The organism is Pseudomonas sp. Irchel 3A18 (genome assembly GCF_900187465.1).
Lineage (GTDB): Bacteria > Pseudomonadota > Gammaproteobacteria > Pseudomonadales > Pseudomonadaceae > Aquipseudomonas > Aquipseudomonas cichorii.
The window spans coordinates 38,918-57,965 of sequence record NZ_FYDI01000011.1 but is presented as its reverse complement, the minus strand read 5'-3'; the positions used below and the strand labels follow the sequence as shown (position 1 = coordinate 57,965).

General features: G+C 56.6%; 10 protein-coding genes. 6 read left to right on the top strand and 4 right to left on the bottom strand.

Annotated elements, in window-relative coordinates:
- Positions 1-4: 4 nt before the first annotated feature.
- On the top strand, positions 5-562 hold the full coding sequence (locus tag CKW23_RS19595; protein WP_025259240.1) for a GNAT family N-acetyltransferase: 558 nt from the start codon (positions 5-7) through the stop codon (positions 560-562).
- 361 nt (positions 563-923) lie between these two features.
- Here the strand turns inward: CKW23_RS19595 and CKW23_RS19590 are convergent, their stop codons facing one another.
- Positions 924-1,136, bottom strand: coding sequence for a hypothetical protein (locus CKW23_RS19590; RefSeq protein WP_025259241.1), 213 nt, complete (start codon positions 1,134-1,136; stop codon positions 924-926).
- A gap of 289 nt (positions 1,137-1,425) precedes the next feature.
- On the opposite strand from CKW23_RS19590, the gene CKW23_RS19580 reads away from it, so the two are divergent.
- The 3 genes from CKW23_RS19580 to CKW23_RS19570 all read left to right on the top strand — a co-directional run bounded on the left by CKW23_RS19580 (position 1,426) and on the right by CKW23_RS19570 (position 12,661).
- The gene (locus CKW23_RS19580) at positions 1,426-6,627 is read left to right on the top strand and encodes a dermonecrotic toxin domain-containing protein (protein ID WP_095068166.1); all 5,202 of its coding nucleotides are present in this window, start codon (positions 1,426-1,428) and stop codon (positions 6,625-6,627) included.
- A 150-nt stretch (positions 6,628-6,777) separates the two neighbouring features.
- Positions 6,778-7,347: an NADPH-dependent FMN reductase gene (locus tag CKW23_RS19575; protein WP_025259244.1), complete on the top strand. Its 570-nt coding sequence runs from the start codon at positions 6,778-6,780 to the stop codon at positions 7,345-7,347.
- Positions 7,348-7,492: 145 nt separating this feature from the next.
- Positions 7,493-12,661, top strand: a complete 5,169-nt coding sequence (locus CKW23_RS19570; RefSeq protein WP_095068165.1) for a dermonecrotic toxin domain-containing protein — start codon at positions 7,493-7,495, stop codon at positions 12,659-12,661.
- Between the two features lie 9 nt (positions 12,662-12,670).
- On the opposite strand, the gene CKW23_RS19565 is transcribed toward CKW23_RS19570, so the two are convergent.
- Positions 12,671-13,822 (bottom strand): acyl-CoA dehydrogenase family protein, encoded by a 1,152-nt coding sequence (locus CKW23_RS19565; protein ID WP_095068164.1) that lies wholly within the window; start codon positions 13,820-13,822, stop codon positions 12,671-12,673.
- A gap of 3 nt (positions 13,823-13,825) precedes the next feature.
- Entirely contained in the window at positions 13,826-14,920 is a 1,095-nt protein-coding gene (locus CKW23_RS19560) for an enoyl-CoA hydratase/isomerase family protein (protein WP_025259247.1), read from the bottom strand.
- A 209-nt stretch (positions 14,921-15,129) separates the two neighbouring features.
- Here CKW23_RS19560 and CKW23_RS19555 point away from each other — a divergent pair, with 209 nt between their 5' ends.
- Positions 15,130-16,794: an MFS transporter gene (locus CKW23_RS19555; RefSeq protein WP_095068163.1), complete on the top strand. Its 1,665-nt coding sequence runs from the start codon at positions 15,130-15,132 to the stop codon at positions 16,792-16,794.
- On the top strand, positions 16,791-17,975 hold the full coding sequence (locus CKW23_RS19550; RefSeq protein WP_095068162.1) for an HlyD family secretion protein: 1,185 nt from the start codon (positions 16,791-16,793) through the stop codon (positions 17,973-17,975). The genes CKW23_RS19555 and CKW23_RS19550 overlap by 4 nt, the downstream gene beginning before the upstream one ends.
- Here the strand turns inward: CKW23_RS19550 and CKW23_RS19545 are convergent.
- Positions 17,969-18,985, bottom strand: a complete 1,017-nt coding sequence (locus CKW23_RS19545; RefSeq protein ID WP_025259250.1) for a transporter — start codon at positions 18,983-18,985, stop codon at positions 17,969-17,971. The two genes, CKW23_RS19550 and CKW23_RS19545, sit on opposite strands and share 7 nt — an antisense overlap.
- Positions 18,986-19,048: the final 63 nt, after the last annotated feature.

Genomic DNA, 19,048 nt, shown 5'->3' with positions numbered 1-19,048 from the left:
TGAAATGACGGTAGCAAACCCCTCTCTGAGCATTCGTGTCGCAGACGAATGCTTCGAGGACTATATCCTCAACAGCGAGTTCACCTTTACGGTCCAGGGCTATGCCCGTGTTGTCGTGGGGCAGAGTGTCGAGTCCTGGGTCGTCGATACCGTAGAGCCTTACCTCAAGAACTACGGTATCGATTCACAGGAGTTCTGTGATTACCGTGACGCCGCCGACAGTACGGTGCTGGTTGCCTGGCTGGGAGAGCAGGCGGTCGGGCATATCGTGCTTAGCACTCACTGGAATGGTTTTGCCCATATCGATGAGCTGGCGGTGGACGAGTCGGCCCGGCGTTGCGGGGTTGCCCGGTCATTGCTGGATGTGGCGCAGTTCTGGAGCCGTCAGCGCAATCTGCCGGGCATCATGCTCGAAACCCAGAACAACAACCTTGCGGCCTGCCGACTCTACGAGCGTTGCGGGTATGTCGTGAGCGGTTTTGACCATATGCGCTATCGCGCCATAGACCCGACGACCCGTGAAACAGCGATTTTCTGGTACCTGATCTTTCCTGAAACGTAGATGCCGTCTTGTCCTGTTCGGGCTTTTCGCGAATAAATTCGCTCCCACGGATATGTGTGCGGCAGGAGATCACCCGCCGCCTCGGCACCGCGCTGTCGCGCAGCAAACAGGAGCAGGTGTTTCCAGATTCATGGTTCGGCCCCGCCTTGGGGTCGAACCGGAGCGGAGGGTTTTCCCCTTTTGCCAAAACAAAAGGGGGCCGCCGTAAAGGCGGAACCAGTAGGACCAGCACATGCCGATAATGGATATGTACGCCGGATAACGTTTTTACCCTACATAAAATACGTTCTAATTCATGGTCTTGCGTCTTGTTTGATGAGAGCGGATTCATTCGCTAGGCGTCATTGAATACGATGGATTTTCAGGGAATCCGGGTCATCTTCACGCCTGACTGGATCACCTCAAAATCATCTCCACCCAAATGGTTGACCCTGTCGCCGATAGCCAGGCGATACGTTTTGACAGGCTCCTTGCCGTCAGCCTCATCTGGCTGTGATTCCTGGAATTCATGCACCGGGTAGATACGGCCTGCCGCATCTCTTGCATGAAACTGTCCGACGAGAACTGAAGCCATCTGCTTTGTAACCTCTGAAAAACCACTGATTTTGCATGCCATTCACATGGCCGGTGCAGGTGTTCTGCATCCGTCATGTAGCGTTGTAGACCTTCGTTTGGAGAGTGAGTTTGCCGTTCACGAAAAAATAGTCATGGGCCATTTTTTCAATATCACCGGGATGGCACAGGCGTTTTTTTGAATTGCCATATGTACAGCAGTCGCTGATCAGCCTCTCTATAAGCTCGTTTTCCTTTATTCCCGTTGCAAACCCTTTGAAGCGGGGAAACGCGAACAAGGAGAATGGCTTATGCCTCCATCAACAGCTCCGTATTTCTATAGCGATTCACTCAAAAGCCGATTTACCCAGAGCCTGACTGAGGCCGTCAGTGACAGTCGGATCACTAGTGGCGAATGCCAGTGGCTCAAGCGTCTGGTCGAGATATCCAACAACATTCTGGAGACTTCACCTTACCCTCGGGTCGACAGGTTGATCATGGAAGACGGTGCGCCGATTCATGCGGAGCTGGCATCTGCGTTATTGATCAGTGATCCGACCCGCACCGATGCACCAGTATTTCTGAGCACCCTGCTTTTTGGGGTCGAGCGTTTCGAGAGCCGACGGGCACTGCTCAACCTGCTGAACGAACGTTATGCCCACAGTGCGAGCCAACCGCTTCGTCTGGATGCCGAACTGATCGAAGGCCCCGTGTTCGAGTGCCAGATGGAACTGATTCTTCAGCAGCAGATGGAGCATCTGAATACCTTGTCCGATTGTCTGCATCAGTTGCCTTCCTTGCAGACGGTACTGGCGCAGGCACTCCAGGAGAACCTGAGCGAGCAACTGCCCGAATCGTCCATCAACGTGTTTCGCGACATGTCACAGACCCTCAGTGACTCTGTTCCAGCTACTCAGGGTTCTGCGGCTCCCACTGTCCTTTATGCGCAGTATCTATCCAGCACCGTACTGGATGAGTACGACGCCCAGTCCGGTTCTTCAAAGCCGGTGCAGCGTTTTCTCGGAGCCGATGGTCAGGTGCTTTCTGCCGATCAGGCACTTCCCTACGTTCAGTCCATTACCCGAAGCGTGCAAGAGCTCCCCGCCAGCTATGAAAGGTCCCTTGTCGATTATTGGGGGCAGGAGCTTGAGGGCGGGCTGACGATGACGGCCTTTGCGGGGTATGCATTGGCCGAGTCATTTCGTCAGAAACTTTTGTCGTCCAGGGAGGCGGGGGTTCTGACCTCGTTCGAGTTCCGTCGTTTACGGGCTCTCCTGCCATCGCCCAGCGCTACTCCCGGCAGTGATTGGGTTCATGTGTACAGGATTGCGGCCAGTGTTGAAGGGCAGGGGCCGGTCAAGATTCTGGGCGTGCTGCTGATCCAGTTCACGACCGGCTCGTTAACGGGTTTTTACATGTTTTCGATGATGGAGGGCTTTCGCCGTTTTGCTGATGAACAGGCGGTAGCCACGCATTTCGGAACCGAGGCAGGGCGTCTCGAACTGTTACGTTACTCCTCTTTGAACGACCATGGGTTGCTGAGTGCTTCTGGTCGTGTACAGATACAACTGAGCCTGATCGAGCACTCATTGTTCAGCGAGCACGCCAGATCTGTCATCGCCCTGCAGAAGCGAAATCTGGACTATGTACTGGGGTTGCCTTCTGTTTCCCATCGTCTGGCGACTGTTCAGATCGACGATGCGCTGGATATTCGGGGGCTGCTGGATAGTCGTCTGTACGGTCTTCATGACTCCGGACGATGGCGCTCCGGTGTTTTTCTCCCTGAGCATTCGTTGAATCTGGAGCAGATTCCGAAAAGCCTGTTCACGGAAAAGAAACTTGAAAGTGACTTTCTGGCTTCCTGGGGCGAGCAATTGCATGAGATGGATGATCTTGTCCGGCTTTTGGGGCAGTTGTACGCCGGGGTTGCCAGTTGCATGCGCCACGCTTTGAACCGGTATCTGGCAGTCATCGGTCATCAGGTTCTCGATGCGCGCAGGCTTTGGGGGCATATTCCAGGCAAAGGTGCCAGAAGCCTTGTTTCTCTGGCGTTTGAAGAGGTCGTCAGAGAAGGCTCGGGTATCTGGTCTGAAAGCTGGAAACTGAGCGATTCATCGGACCCGGCTCTGGCCAGTTCCATGAATCTGTTACCGCCCCGATTGACAGGGAAAATCGTTTCTCTGGTGCAGCGCGATTTTGCCCGCAGGTATGAGTTACAGCTCAAGAGTCTTTACCACAAACCGGTGCGGCTGCTCGATACCCGGATTTATCCAGACAGGCTGTCGGAGCTTGTTCGTGAGCAAACGCTACGCCTTGAACTGGAGATCGAGCGACGTCGCGGCACGATCGACGCGGATGCGCTGGACATGCTCCAGCAGGTTCTGGACAGGCCTTTGCGTAGTTTGAGAGCCGTTTTTGGCAGCCAGCGTGTCGAGGCTTTTGCGCTGGCCCTCAAGCTTGATGGCATAGCGCACCACATTCCCCTGACCAATACCTTCGTGTTGTTTGATTCGACGCGCGATGCTCAATACCTCATGTGGTCCTTGCACATGGGGTTCAAGGTGCTTGAGCCCGGTCAGGATATCGATAGCCTGGTCAGTTCCTGGCTCGTTCGTCTTGATCATCGCAGCTATGTGCTGGACCTCTTGAATGAGTCGGACAAGCCCGTGGTACGGCAGTATTGCGAGGCGAATGAACTGCCGACTGTCAGTCTGGAACTGACACGTATCGAGGAGCATTTCATTCGGTTTCTGGAGGATGCCGAAAACGGGCGTAAGCGGCAGGGGATCCTGCATCAGTATGAGCGGGCACGCACGTGGAAACTCAAGCCCGAGCTGTTTTGCAATGCACTGGATCTGGCTGAGCATGATGACAGCAAGCGTCGTATAGTCGGGCGTCTTGGCATCAGGTTGCAAATGATGCAAGGCGATGCACTGCTTTCCAGGTGGATCAAGGAGGCCTCCATCGATGACCAGATAATGCTATTGGGGATATGGCAGCGCTTTTATGCAACCCACGATCTTAAAAAGGATTTTCTGTTCGCGATTCCTGATATTCACGAGTATGCACAGCGCAAGTTGTCCGAAAGGCTGGAGGCAGATTTTCCCGATCATGACCTCACTCCTGAACAACTGAGCGTTACCCTGACGCATTACATTCCTGCACCGGTAGCACCGGGAGAGATTCCACCGTCATTACCTGTCGCCACCACACGGGTCAGTGAAAGCCTGACCAACTTCGCCATTGACCGGTTCTTTTCAGCCCAGGATGGCGTCATGTCCATCTCGTTGAAGGAGGGCGTTCAGCCGGTTTCCTCGCTGACGGTGGGGTACATTCGCCAGATGGTTCGCTCGCTGGATATCGCAGCAAACTACCGATTGATGGTGGCGCAGAAGCTCGATGAAAAGTCCGCGGATTATGCCGTTCGGGAAAACAACTACATCGATCAGGTGCCGTCCTATGAATTGCTGAAGGCTTTTCAGCTCAAGCTCATGGGGCTTATGACTCTGGAAGGCTATGACGCCATCGAAAGTGTCATGACCATGCCTGACGGTATTGCGCGGGTGCCCTTCAAGGAGCGCGATATCACCATCAGTCCCTTGCAACTGTTACGTGCCGATGCCGGTTGGGCACCCGATGACGTCATGGGTATCTATGTGATTGCACCCAGTACCCCCCAGAAAGGTCCATGGGTGCTGTATTCGGTACTCGGCCGTGAATTCTCGATCAAGGAGTATGCCGACAGGAATGCGCTGCTGGCCGATATCCGGACTTCCAGCAATTTGCAGGATTTCATCCTGAGCCGCCTTGATCCGGCAGCTAGGCATGTTTATGCCCATGGCGGTTTTCAGGAGCCGCATCTTCCGTTCAGTGTCGAGTCTTCCATGGATGTCCCCTGGAAACGTCCGGCGCCGGTGGATATCAGAACGACACCTTACAAGGGGAATGCCCTGCAATTACTGTTCAAGGGGACTCTGGAAACCTTCAAGCAGCTTATTCAGGATGACAGCGTTACCAATACAGAAAATGATCAGGCCGCTTCCAACTATCTATGGGGTCTGCTGGGTGAGCAGATATTGTCGTTCATGCCGGGCAGGCTGGGCGCGCTTGTGGGTGTCTGGCAAAGCCGGACTCTGTTTCAGGCTTCTGCTCGCGCTGTTGCAGACAAGCACTGGGGCGAGGCCGCTTCGGAATTCACGGCGGCGCTGAGCATGGCGATATCTTCCCGGAAAAAGTCCCGGGAGGAGTTTGCCGAACAGCTTGAAGAGCCTGAAGAAGTGCTGGCACCTGACGATACGTCTTCCCGATTTCGCTGGGGCAACAATGTTCTCTCGTCGCAGGTGCAAGGGCGTTTGCGCCAGCTTGAAGTCCGGGGGGTGGCCTTGAACGAATTGCATAAGGACAACCTGTTCAATACCTACCGCGATGAGCATACCCACAAAGAGTATGTCGCGATTCAAGGAAAGGTCTATCAGGTCGAGTTGAGTGAAAAAAACTGGCGCATTGTCGGCAAGGACCAGTCGGGACCCAGGATCAAGCTCAATATAAGACAGCAATGGGAGCTGGACCTTGCAGGGCTCAAGGGCGGCGGCCCGGTCGTGAGCCGCTTTCAAAATACAATGGTCAATCTGGATGTCGACAGATATATGGTGATCGAGGCCAGGGGGACGACTGAAATTCGTCAGGTATTCCGCGACCGGACGGAGTTGATAGCCGAGGCGCACAATCAGGCACGGAAATATCTGGAGAACGCCTTGGATAATCTCAAGGAGCCCTCTGCGGAAAACCTCGATCCTCGATGCATACATATCCTCTCGGAGTTTTTCAGTTATTCAGATCCCGATGCGCGCCTGATCGGTTCTGTCAGGGATTCTCTCACCACGTTATACGGTGCCTTGATGGACCCTTCGCTTTCGCCTCATGACTCTGAGCGTTATGTCGTCGGGATCAACAGGCCTGCCCACCATGACTCCACGGCATTTGTATTCGTTTACGATCCGATGAGGCGGATTTTCCTTACCGACAAGTTCTTTCGCCTGCCTTACTATCGCCTCAAGGTTTCAGCGGTTCGTACAGGCGAGTTCAATATGGGGTCGCATCATCGTGGCACTATCCTGCTTCATGAACTTTCCCATCTGTGCCTGAATACGGAAGATATTGCTTATGTCGACTCGAATGCACCGTTCTTTGATCTTATGGAGGACACGGCTGAGTTCAGGAAACGTCTCAAGGACGAGGTGGTGGCTGCGCAGTATGGCACGTTGTCCTATCACACTGACCGCAGCAAACTGTTTGCACAACTGACTGACGGGGCATTCAAGGATCTGAAACATCGCGAGGGGGGCGCAAAGGCTGCGGTTTTACGTATCACCGGCAAGAACAACCTGTCGCAAGCGAGAGATGTCTTTTATGCCGATGCTCACGTGCGCAGTGAGGTCATGTTGAATAATGCCGATTCACTGGCCTTGTTGGTGTCCTTGCTCGGGCGGGTGAGTTTCTCGCATGTATCTTGAACGCCCGGTCGCTATGCGGTCATCTGTGTGCTGCTACGGCGCATGTCTCTTCAGTAGCCAGGTAATGTGGCATTACGGTAGCCAGCACTTGCCCTGATCGTGACTTGGGCTATACCTGATGGTTCCTTGAATCAGATGACGGATATCTCCATGAGCCAGGTTCACTCCATCGCTGTATTGGTCGGCAGTCTGAGAAAAGACTCCATCAACCGTAAGATCGCGCTCGCATTGGCTGATCTGGCCCCTGACACACTGAAGCTGAACATCGTCGAGATCGGTGACCTGCCGCTGTACAACGAAGACATTGATGGCACTTCGGCCCCGCAGGCCTACACGAGATTTCGCGAACAGCTTGCAGCCGCAGACGGCCTGTTGTTCGTTACCCCGGAATACAACCGTTCAGTGCCAGGCGCCCTGAAGAATGCCATTGACGTGGGCTCGCGGCCCTATGGCAAAAGTGCTTTCAGTGGCAAGCCGGGCGCGGTGATCAGTGCTTCACCCGGCGCGATCGGTGGTTTTGGTGCCAATCACCATTTGCGCCAGTCACTGGTATTTCTGGACGTTCCTTGCCTGCAACAGCCCGAAGCCTATCTGGGCAATGCAGGTACCTTTTTCGACGAAGCCGGTGCGTTGTCGGAGAAGACCCGGCCGTTCCTGCAAACCTTCATCAATGCCTACGCCACCTGGGTAGAGAAAAACAGCAAAGTCACCGCCGACTGACATTGCCCGAGGCTTCATTTCAATATCCGGCAATCAATTGCTTTATGTAACGCAGCCATTTCGATGCCCTCCATAAGCTGTTTCTTTTCCTTGCCTGCGCCGGTCATCCGGCGTGTGGCGAGGTTCCATGAAAAGGAAATGGCACATGTCATCACCCCCGTATTTTTTCAGCGAGTCGCTCAAAGTGCGATTCGAGCAGAGTATCAAGGCGGCAATCGACACATCCCGTATCAGGATCGACGAGGGCAGATGGCTACAGCGACTGGTGGGCGAAACCGGCAAGTCGGACGTGCCTCCTCCCCGTGTCGACAGGCTGGTCATGGATGATGGCTCCACGCCCAACGCTGAGCTGGCCGGCGCATTATTGATAAGCGATACGCAGGACAGCAAAGCTCCGGTGTTCCTGAGTACCTTGTTGTTCGGTATCGAGCGTTTCAAGAGCAGGGCTGCGTTGCTCGTCAGCCTCAAGAAAAGGTTCGACGAGATCCGGGAAATGTCGCTGGAGGTCGATGCGCGCTTGATCGATGGCCCGCTGTTCGAGGTTCAGATGCAGTCTGTTGTCCAGCAACAGGTGCAGCATCTTGACCGGTTGTCCGAACGACTGCACGGCATGCCGTCCCTGCAGACTGCGCTCGGTAAAGCCTTGCAGCAAAGGCTTGCACAGCTTCTGCCCGGCAATGATATCGATGTCTTCCACCATCCCGTGCAAATCGTCGAGGAACGCTCATCCGAAAGCGTCATGACGACCAGTCTGGTGGCATGCACCCAGACACTGGTCGAGGTCGCGACCCATAAATATGCGGGTGAAGAGCCTGGAAAAGGGCTTGTCCTGAGATTTCTGGATGCTCAAGGCCGGATTCTGACCCCGGTCCAGGCGCAGCCATACGTCCAGGCGCTCGATGAGTTGAGGTCTATCGTCACCGATACGTACGAGCAGTTGCTGGATGAGTACTGGAGTCAGGTTACGAATGATGGCCGCACGCTACGAGATGTTGTCGCCCATGCCCTGGCCGAGTCCTTGCGCCAGACCTTGTTGACCGGTACAGAACAAGGGGCGCTGACGGGACACGAATGCCGTCATCTGAGTTCACTGCTGCCGTATCCCGGTGCGCCTGAGGATTTGAAATCGGTCACGGTCAGCAGGCTGGCTGTCAGTATCGGTGATCAGGAGCCGGTCAAGCTGGTCGGTGTATTCCTGATCGAGTTTCGGGTCGAGCAGTTACCGGTGCTGTATCTGTTTTCATCGTTGTACGGGTTCAGGCATTACGTTGACAGGAAGCAGATCAGCGAGCATTTCTCCAGTGTTCAGGGGCGAGCCGAACTGCTGAGTTTTTCCTCGCTGGACGATCACCCCCTGATCGACATGCAAGGCCCGCTCAAGCTGCGTGTGGATGCACTGACTGTTCCATGGTTCCCCGAATTCATCAGGTCGATCATCGGCTTGCAGAAGCGCAATGTTCGTTATGTGCTGGGCCTGCCGGCAATCGTTTATCAAAAGGCATCGGTCCGGGTCGACGATGCGCTCGATGTGCGTGGCCTGCTGGACGCCCGGCTGTTGCGCCTGCGCGATTCTGGACGCTGGCAGGCCGGGCAGATTGAATTCGAGCCGCTCTGGGATCACTTGCCTTCGGTCCCGACGGTCGATCAAGGGGATCACGATTACCCCGTACTGCAAGCCTGGGCTGACAGAATGATCAGCCTCGATGCGCGAATGGAGCGTCTGGCCACGCTGCATTCGGGAGTGGAGACGTGCATGCGTCATGCACTTGATCGCTATCTGGCACTGATCGGCGGTGAACCTCTGGATGCGCGTGAACTCTGGGTCGTGAGGGCCAGCTCCGGCGAGCCCGCGATTCGACTGGTTTCGCTGGCTCTTCAACGGTTCAGTCAACCAGGCCTTGTACCGCTCCTGGACGGGACGGTGGTGAAAGGGCAGGCCGCTGCGCTTCAGAATCAACCCGAGATCCGTTTGCCGCTGACGTTATTCGAGTCGATGCTCAAATGGATACTGCCCGATTTTGCAGAGCGTTATGACCGCCAGCAGCGAGACTTCTATTCTCTGCCGACTCGTCGACTCGATACGCAAATACACCCTGGCGTATGGGCGACTCATTCCCGTGAAGACGCTCTACGTCTGGAACTCTCTCTGGAACGGCATCTGGAAGTATTCGATACGAAGGTCCTGGATATGCTCCAGCAAGTGCTGGACAGACCGCTGCCGCACCTGCGCGAGGTACTGGGCGATGAGCGGGTCGAGGTCTGCATGCTGTCATTGCATTACGAGCCGGATCTGCCACCGATTCCACTGGCGAATGCTTTCGTGCTCTACAACCCCCGGCAACCCGGCTCCAATGTTCTGTGGACAATGTTGAACGGTCTGACGAAATTCGATTCTCGCCAGGCACTGGCAGACAATTTGCTGGCCTGCCTGAGACGTGTGGACAGGATCGATAATGTGCTTGAACTCTTGTCCGGGGCGGACAGGCATGCATTGCTCAAGTACCTTGAGCGACCTGGCGAATTGGGTATCCGTGTCATGTTCCAGGTGATTGAGGGGCATCTGGTTCACGCGCTACAGGAGGCTGAAAACCAGCGACAGCGGATGACCGTGAATTTTATCTACAACCGGGCGCAGACCTGGGGCCTGACCCCCGATCTGTTTGGCAAAGCGCTCGCGGTTACCGAGCGCGACGATGGAACCCGTCAGGCAGTGAATGATCTGGGCGCGGCTCTTCAGGTGTTGATCTATAAAGCCATTGCGCCGACCTGGGTGACCGAATCTTCGTTTGATGACCTGATTACGCTTACCAATCTGGTGCAGCGTTTTTATATCTCCAGCAGTACGCACGAAGATTTCCTGTTTGATATTCCCGATATTCGTGACCATGCAAAGGAAAAGCTGAGCGAGAGGCTTTCGGTCGATTTTCCGGGCGCGAATCTGGACTCCGATCAACTGATCGTGACCCTGACGCACTATGTACCCGCGATTGTTGCGACCGGCCAGACACCCCAAGGCATACCCGCAGCAACCCAGAAAATAAGCGAAACGCTCACCGATTTTTCCATCAACCGCTTTTCATCCATACAGGATGGCGTCATTTCCATTGCGCACAAGGACGGCAGCCCTTTGAGCGCGTCGTTGACCCCCGAATACATTCGAGACTTGTTGCAGTCGCTGGATGTCGCTACCGACTATCGGCAACTGGTCGATTCGGCGCTCGATAACCGTAGCCCTTCCCATCTTGTGCGCAAGAGTAACTTTGCCGAGCAGATTCCGGTTACAGAGGTCTTGAAGGCATTTGTACTCAAACTCAGGAACAAGCTGTCGGCTGAGGCATATGACTTTATCGAGTCTGTATTCAATATGCCTGACGGTATTGCCCGCTTGCCGGTCCGTGGGTGGGACGTGGTGCTGAGTCCCTTGCTGATCCTGCCCGCTCCCAAAGGCTGGGAGCCGACTCCGGTTCTTGGCGTTTACGTGATTACTCCTAAAGCTTCGCAGCAGCCGGGGCCCTGGGTGATCTATGCGCCGCTGTGCGAGCAGTGGACATTCAGAGAGTATGCCGACCAGGCAGCTCTGGTGACCGACCTGTGTACTTCCGGCAGTCTCCAGACGTATGTCCTTGACCGCATTGACCCGACCATGCGCCACATCTATGACCATGGTGGCTTTCACGAGCCACATCTGCCTTTCAGCATTGAAGACTCGATGGGCCTTCCCTTTGAGCGCCCGCTGCCGGTGACTTTCATGCTGGAGCCCTGCGAGGGGAATGCGCTGGAGTATCTGTTACCGGGGGTTCTTGAGGCTTTCAAGTTCGATATACGTCAGCAAAGCGTTACCAATGACGAGAACCGGCGCACCTCGTCAAAGTACTTGTTCGGCCTTGCGGTTGAACAAGTACTGGCATTCGTGCCGGGGCGTCTCGGTGCGTTGGTCGGTGTATGGCAGAGCCGCGATCTGTTTCACTCTTCGGCTGTTTCCATTGGCGAGCAGAGGTGGGGCAAGGCCGTATCGGAACTTGCAGCAGGTTTGAGCGTGCTGATTTCATCCCGGCAAGAACCACATAAAGGTCTTTTATCCGAAGAGGAGGTGACAGTCGGGTCTGCAGAGTCCACGTCCTTCCCTGAGTTTTCCTGGAGCACCAATGCGCTTACCGAGGAATTACGCAGCCGCCTGAGTGCGTTCGAGGTACATGACGTCGCTCTGAACGCGCTCCGCAAGGATGAAGTGCTCAACGTTTCCAGGGATGAGAATACGGGCAGGCAGTACGCCGCCGTCAATGGCAAGGTCTATCAGGTCCAGTCCAGCAAGGACGGTTGGTTTATCGTCATGCAGGACAAGGTCGGGCCTGCCATCAAGCTTGATACGAACCAGCACTGGGCACTGCAATTGCAAGGTGGCCTCAAGGGCGGCGGTGGCGTTGTTACCCGCATGAAAAACAACCTGGTGGAAATGGAAGTCAGTGAGAGTCTGGTCGTCGATGCCCGCGGCATACACGAGATTCGTCAGATCTACCGTGACAGGGCGCAATGTATCGAGCAGGGGCATACTCAGGCTCGTCGTTACCTGGAAAACTGCCTTGATAATCTTAACCAGGACACACTCGATCCTCGTGTCGAACATATTGTCGCCAGCTTCTTTGATGCAAGGCATCCGGACACGCGCCTGTACGATGCCGTCAAGAAAGTCGTGACATCCATCTACGAAGAGCTGATTTCCCCGTCGTTGTCGCCCATCAATTCGCAGCGTTATATCGTCGGATTCAATAAAAGAGGGAATGAGACATCCAGTGCCTTTGTCTTTTCCAAAGACCCTTTGAAAAGGATTTTTCTGACCGAGCAGTTTTTTCGTTTGCCTCGCTATCGCTTCAAGGTCAAGGTCATCAGGTCGGGCAGTTTCAACTATGGCGATCATTACCGTGCGACGATTCTGATTCATGAATTGTCCCATCTGGTTGCAGGCACCGAAGATATTGCCTACGTGGATTCCTATGCCCCTTTTATCGACTTGCTGGAAGATGCTCCGGGCTATCGATTACGCATCAAGAACGAACAGATCATCCAGCAACAGAAATCCCTGTCCTACCAGACGGATCGCAGCCAGTTGTTCAAGCAGGTTGAAAATGATGAGTGGAAGGATCTGAGGCGAGGGGATGCAAAGAGCACGATCCTGCGTATAACCGGCAAGCGAACCCTGGAGGAGGCCAGGGAAGTGTTCTATACCGATATCCAGAAACGCACCGATGTCATGTTGAGTAATGCCGACTCGGTGACCTTGCTGATCTCTTTGCTTGGGCGACAGCGGTTCACCTGAGCGCCAGGCCTACACCAGGTAATGGCGCAGCTCCCTGGCAATCAACAGGCGCTGAATCTCACTTGAACCTTCATAGATCTGGGTAATGCGGGCATCCCGGTAATAGCGCTCCACGGGATAGTCCTCCAGATAGCCATAGCCACCATGAACCTGTATCGCCTTGGAGCAGACCCACTCGGCCATTTCCGAGGCGAACAGCTTGGCCTGCGAGGCTTCTGACAGACAGGCCAGGCCTGCGCTACGCAAACGTGCCGCATGCAGAACCAGCAGTCGTGCGGCATTGATGTGCATATGCATGTCGGCGAGCAGGTTGGAAACACTCTGGTGCTCGATGATCGGCTTGTCGAACTGCACACGTTCCCGTGCATAGCCCAGTGCAGCCTCGAAAGCTGCGCGGGCGATGCCCAGTGCCTGGGCGGCAATCCCGATGCGACCGCCTTCCAGATTCGAGAGGGCAATTGCCAGCCCCTTGCCGCGTTCGCCCAGCAGGTTGGCAGCTGGAATGCGGCATTCATTGAGGGTCACGGCGCAGGTGTCGGAAGCGCGAATCCCCATCTTGTGTTCGCTGCGATCCACCACGAAACCGGGGTTGTCAGTGGGCACCAGAAAGGCTGACAGGCCTTTCTTGCCCAGTTCGGGATCGGTCACGGCAAACACGATGGCCAGTTGCGCACGCTTGCCGTTGCTGACGAACTGCTTGGCACCGTTGATGACCCAGTGATCACCCAGCAACTCGGCACGGGTGCGCAGGTTATGCGCTTCGGAGCCTGCATGGGGTTCGGTCAGGCAGAAACAGCCGATGGCCTTGCCGCTGGCCAGTTTCGCCAGCCAGGTCTGCTTCTGTTCTTCATTGCCGTAATTGAGGATCGGGCCGCAGCCCACCGAACTGTGGACGCTCATCAGCGTGCCGGTGGCGGCATCGGCGGCGGAGATTTCTTCGACCGCAAGGGCATAAGCCACGTAATCGATATAAGTCCCGCCCCATTGTTCAGGCACGATCATACCCAGCAAACCCAGCTCTCCAAGCTTGTAGACCAGTGCATCGTCTATCCAGCCGGCCTTTTCCCAAGCCTGTGCGTGGGGGGCGATTTCATTGCGGGCGAAATCCCGCGCCATGTCGCGGATCATCACCTGCTCTTCAGTGAGTTCGATATCGTGCATGACTCACACCTCCAGGCTGCTGAAGAAACGCTGCACATGCCCGGCGTTCAACGCTTTTACGCTGGGAGGGTTCCACTGCGGCAGGCGGTCCTTGTCGATGATCAGGGCGCGTACGCCTTCGATCAGGTCGCCATGCTCGAACCACAGACGATCCAGATGCAGCTCCATGTCAAAGCAGGCCTGCAAGGACATGTGCCGACCGCGCCGGATCATTTCCAGCGTCACCGCCATGGCCAGGGGCGAATGTCTGTGCATCAGGTCGGCGGTGTTCAAGGCCCATTGATGGGTGTCGGCAATTGTCACTTGCTGCAACTGTTCGATGATGCCCGGCAAGTCTGACAAACCGAAGAAGTGGTCGATGGCCGGTCGCAGGGCTTCCAGCGGGGGAGAAGGCAGGCGCTGGGTACCCAGTCTGGCCATGGCGCCCTGCAGATCCTTGAGGGGCGTGGATTTCCATTTCAGGTGATCGAGCATGTGATCCAGTCGAGGCAGCATATTGCTGTTCATGGACCAGTCGGCAAGGCCGCAATACAAGGCATCGGCTGCCTCGATCTGCACGCCGGTGATGCCCAGGTAAGTCCCCAGTTCGCCGGGTATACGGGGCAGGAAATAACTGCCGCCTACATCCGGGAAATAACCGATGGCCACTTCCGGCATGCCCAACCGGCTGCGCTCGGTCACCACTCGCAGATCAGCACCCTGCACGAGTCCCATGCCACCGCCCAGCACCAGGCCATCCATCAGGGCCAGCACCGGTTTGCGGTAGCCGTGGATCGTCAGATCCAGTGCATACTCTTCGATGAAGAATGTCTGGTGCTGGCTCTGGCCGCTCTTGTAGGTTTCATACAGGGAGCGGATATCACCGCCGGCACAGAACGCCTTGTCGCCTGCACCGCGCAATACCACGGCATACACCTTGGGATCTTCGGCCCAGGCATCGAGCTGGCGCTGCAGGGTACGGATCATGTCCAGATCGATGGCGTTCAGGCTGGCGGGGCGATTCAGGGTGAGATGGCCGATATGATTGCGGACCTCAACCAGAATCGGCTTCTGGCCGGGTTTGCGAACCGAGAGAGCGGGTGACACCTGTGAACTCATTCTGAACTCCTTGTTCGTTTGCTCTTCTTCTACTTATTATTTTTAGCGTGAACAGATCCTAACAGCGCCAATGAGCAAAACAAAATTGCGCTTAAGCATAGTCTGAAGCAGCAATTTGCCAGCTGTTGTTTGGACCTTTCGCGAATAAATTCGCTCCTACAGTGCTTGAACGGGCGCGAATTCATTCGCGAAAACCCAGAAAGGAATCCATGAACGACAAATATGCTCCCCGCCAGTGGCAACCCCACGAGCGGCCCACCATGCCGGGCTCGCCTTCCACGCCCCTGCACTCCACGCGCAGGCGCTGGGCCTTTGCGTTGGTGGGCGTCATCGTTGCCCTGACCGGCGGCCTGGGCAATGCGCTGGTGGTGGCCAATCTGCCTTACCTGCAAGGCGCACTGGGCGCGACTTCGGCGGACATCGCCTGGTTGCCGGCGGCCTACGTCATGACCAACGTGTCGATGAACCTACTGCTGGTGAAGTTTCGCCAGCAGTATGGCTTGCGTGCTTTCACCGAATTGTTTCTGGTGCTCTATTCCTTGGTGACACTGGCCCACTTGTTCGTCAATGACATCGATTCGGCGATTGCCGTGCGTGCAGCCCACGGCATGGTGGGCGCTGCGCTCAGCACCCTCGGGCTGTATTACATGATTCAGGCCTTCCCCCAGAAGTGGCGGCTCAAGGCACTGGTGCTCGGGCTCGGTACAGCGCAACTGGCGACGCCGCTGGCGCGACTGGTGTCCGAAGACCTGTTACAGATTGCCGAATGGAGAGGCCTGTACCTGTTCGAGCTGGGCATGGCGCTGTTGTCGCTGGGTTGCGTGCTGATGCTCAAGCTGCCGCCCGGTGATCGCTTCAAGGCATTTGAAAAGCTCGACTTCCTGACCTTCAGCCTGCTGGCCAGCGGTTTTGCCCTGTTGTGCGCGGTGCTGTCGCTGGGACGTATCGAGTGGTGGCTGGAGGCGCCCTGGATAGGCATTGCCTCTGCTGCTTCCATCGCCTTGATCTGTGCGGGACTGGCCATCGAGCATAACCGCAGCAACCCTTTGCTGATTACCCGCTGGCTGGGCAGTGGCGCGATTCTGCGCCTGGGGTTGGCGGTGATCCTGTTTCGCATTGTGCTGTCGGAACAGTCAACGGGGGCCGTAGGTTTTCTGCAGACCCTGAACATGGGCAGCGAGCAGTTGCATACCCTTTATCTGGTCATGCTGCTGGGCAGTATTGCCGGTCTGGCGGTCAGCGCCCTGACCATCAACCCTGCACACCTGATCAAGCCGCTGCTGATTTCCCTGGCCATGATGGCGGTGGGAGCCTGGATGGACAGCGGCTCGACCAGCCTGACCCGGCAATCGAACATGTACCTCAGCCAGTTTCTGCTGGCGTTCGGCGGGACGTTTTTCCTGGGGCCGACCCTGGTGCTGGGCATCAGTGGCGTCATCGCCAACCCGCGCAACATGGTGAGTTTTTCCGTCCTGTTCGGGATCACCCAGAACATTGGCGGGCTGATCGGGGCTGCTGTGCTGGGCACTTTCCAGATCGTGCGCGAGAAATTCCATTCCAGCCATCTGGTCGAACACCTGACCCTGATCGATCCTATGGTGCAATCGCGTTTGCAAAGCGCTGCTGCCGGTTACGCCTCGAGCATTGCCGACCCCGCGTTGCGCACGACCCAGGGGATTCGCTCGCTGTCGACCCTGGCAACACGCGAAGCCAATGTCCTGGCCTATAACGATGTCTTCATGTTGATTGCCGTGATCGCCGTACTGACGATGATCTGGATTTCAGCCCGCATGATCTGGCTGAAGATGACCACACGCCCGCTTTCAGCCGTTAATCCACCTTCCGTCCCCAGCAGTGGCGCTACCTCTTCATGAACGAACCGAACCCGCCTGACAAAGCGTCATCCCGAACTGAAAACAACGATGAGTCCATTCAGGCCCCCGACACGCTACCGCCACCACCGGTGACCACGCCGCCCACCAGCGAGCCACGCTCAAGGCGCAAACGCATCATCTCGTCGGCGATCTTTGCCGGTATTGCCCTGGCGGGTGTGCTGATCGTGCTGTATGCGTGGGAACTGCCACCGTTCACCAGCCCGATCCAGAGCACCGAAAATGCCCAGGTGCGTGGCCAGACAACCATCATCGGCCCGCAGTTGAGCGGCTATGTGCATGAAGTGCCGGTGCAGGATTTTCAGTTCGTGAAGGCGGGCGACCTGCTGGTGCGTCTGGATGACCGCATCTATCGGCGTAATCTGGAACAGGCCATGGCGCAACTGGCGGTGCAGAAAGCCGCACTGGCCAATAACCTGCAACAACGGCGCAGTGCCGAAGCGACCATTGGCCAGCGTCAGGCGGCCTTGCAGAGCAGCATCGCCCAAGGCAGCAAGAGCGCGGCGGACCTGCGCCGCAATCAGGCTTTGGTGACTGACGGCTCTGTATCCCGTAGCGAGCTGGACGTGACCCGCGCCGCCGATGCCCAGGCCATTGCCGCAGTGGCTGAGGCCAAGGCCGCGTTGCAGATCGCCCGTGAAGACCTGCAGACCGTGATCATCAATCGCGACTCGCTGCAGGCCTCGGTGGAAAACGCTCAGGCTGCCATCGAACTGGCACGCATCGACCTGGACAATACCCGCATCCTGGCGCCCCGCGACGGGCAACTGGGGCAGATAGGCGTGCGCCTGGGGGCTTACGTGAACTCGGGTGCCCAATTGATGGCGCTGGTGCCGAACCGGTTGTGGATCATCGCCAACATGAAGGAAACCCAGATGGCCAATGTACGCCTCGGCCAGTCGGTGAGCTTTACCGTCGATGCCCTGGACAACGCTCGGCTCACGGGGCGTGTTCAGCGTATTTCGCCTGCCGCCGGCTCGGAGTTCAGCCTGCTGCCCGCCGATAACGCCACAGGCAACTTCGTGAAAATTTCCCAGCGGATACCGGTACGTATCATTGTCGATCCCGACCAGCCAGCGGCCGAACGCCTGAGGCCGGGGATGTCAGTGGTGGTCAGAATCGATACCCAATCGCAAGGTGAGGTGCCGCCTGATCCTCAGTAATCCCCGCGCTTGCGAAACGCCCAGCGACCGGCAATCAGGGTAAAGGTCGCAACCAGTGCCACCAGTATCCAGAAGCCTTCGGGGTCCGAGGCCAGCGGGATACCGCCGACGTTCATGCCGAAGAAACCGGCGACGATGTTGATGGGCAAGGCCAGCACCGTGACCACGGTCAGGGTGAAGAGGGTGCGGCTGCTTTGCTCGTTGAGGTTGGCGGCGATTTCCTCTTGCAACAGCTTGATGCGCTCGCCCAGCGCCATCAGGTCGCTGATGACCAGTGCCGACTCTTCCGTGGATTGACGCAACGCCTGCATGTCCTCTTCGCGCAGCCAGTGCGGCGGGCGGTGCAGCAGGCGCATCAGCGAACCGGGCTCCAGCGCCAGCAGCCGTTGCAGGCGCACCAGCACTCGGCGCATGGCTCCGAGTTCCGAGCGGTTGTTGCTCAGGCGCTGGGACAGCAACTGGTCTTCGATCCTGTCGACGCTGATACTGGTCTTGCGCAGGAACTGGGTCAGCACCTCGCCCTGATCGCTCAGCAGATGGGCCAGCAACTCCAGTGGTGAGTGAAATTGCTCGCCACGCTTGACGGCCGAGCGCAGCTTGTCGACCGAGCGCAAGGGTTGCAGGCGCGCCGTGATCATCATGTGACTGCGGGTGCAGACCCAAAGGGTCGAGATATCGGTCGACAGCATATTGAAGTCGAACACCACATCGTTGACCACGGCTAGCAGGGCCGAGTCGATGTGTTCGATCCGTGTCGAGCGCGAGCCTTCGTTAAGCGCTTCAAAAAACTCTTCCGGCAGTTCCAGATGAGTCTTCATCCAGCGCTCGCAGGCCGCGTGGGACAGGTTCAGGTGCAGCCAGATGAAATCGTCGTTGTCCGGGGTGTTGTGCAGGTAATCCATGACTGCGGCAGAGTCGATTTCCCGACCCCGCTCACCCGGACAGAAGCGAAATCCATACAGCAGGCCGAAAAGGTCTGAATCCTGATGCCGCGCAATGCTGTGGTTCATGGCTTTCCACGTGCAAGCCTGCCCGGAGCGGGGAGGTCAAGCGCGCATCATGACAAGCCGTCA

Excerpts from the sequence above, each read along its gene's own strand:
- CKW23_RS19595 (WP_025259240.1), top strand. The coding sequence starts at position 5 with ATGACGGTAGCAAACCCCTCTCTGAGCATTCGTGTCGCAGACGAATGC.
- CKW23_RS19590 (WP_025259241.1), bottom strand. The coding sequence starts at position 1,136 with ATGGCTTCAGTTCTCGTCGGACAGTTTCATGCAAGAGATGCGGCAGGC.
- CKW23_RS19580 (WP_095068166.1), top strand. The coding sequence starts at position 1,426 with ATGCCTCCATCAACAGCTCCGTATTTCTATAGCGATTCACTCAAAAGC.
- CKW23_RS19575 (WP_025259244.1), top strand. The coding sequence starts at position 6,778 with ATGAGCCAGGTTCACTCCATCGCTGTATTGGTCGGCAGTCTGAGAAAA.
- CKW23_RS19570 (WP_095068165.1), top strand. The coding sequence starts at position 7,493 with ATGTCATCACCCCCGTATTTTTTCAGCGAGTCGCTCAAAGTGCGATTC.
- CKW23_RS19565 (WP_095068164.1), bottom strand. The coding sequence starts at position 13,822 with ATGCACGATATCGAACTCACTGAAGAGCAGGTGATGATCCGCGACATG.
- CKW23_RS19560 (WP_025259247.1), bottom strand. The coding sequence starts at position 14,920 with ATGAGTTCACAGGTGTCACCCGCTCTCTCGGTTCGCAAACCCGGCCAG.
- CKW23_RS19555 (WP_095068163.1), top strand. The coding sequence starts at position 15,130 with ATGAACGACAAATATGCTCCCCGCCAGTGGCAACCCCACGAGCGGCCC.
- CKW23_RS19550 (WP_095068162.1), top strand. The coding sequence starts at position 16,791 with ATGAACGAACCGAACCCGCCTGACAAAGCGTCATCCCGAACTGAAAAC.
- CKW23_RS19545 (WP_025259250.1), bottom strand. The coding sequence starts at position 18,985 with ATGAACCACAGCATTGCGCGGCATCAGGATTCAGACCTTTTCGGCCTG.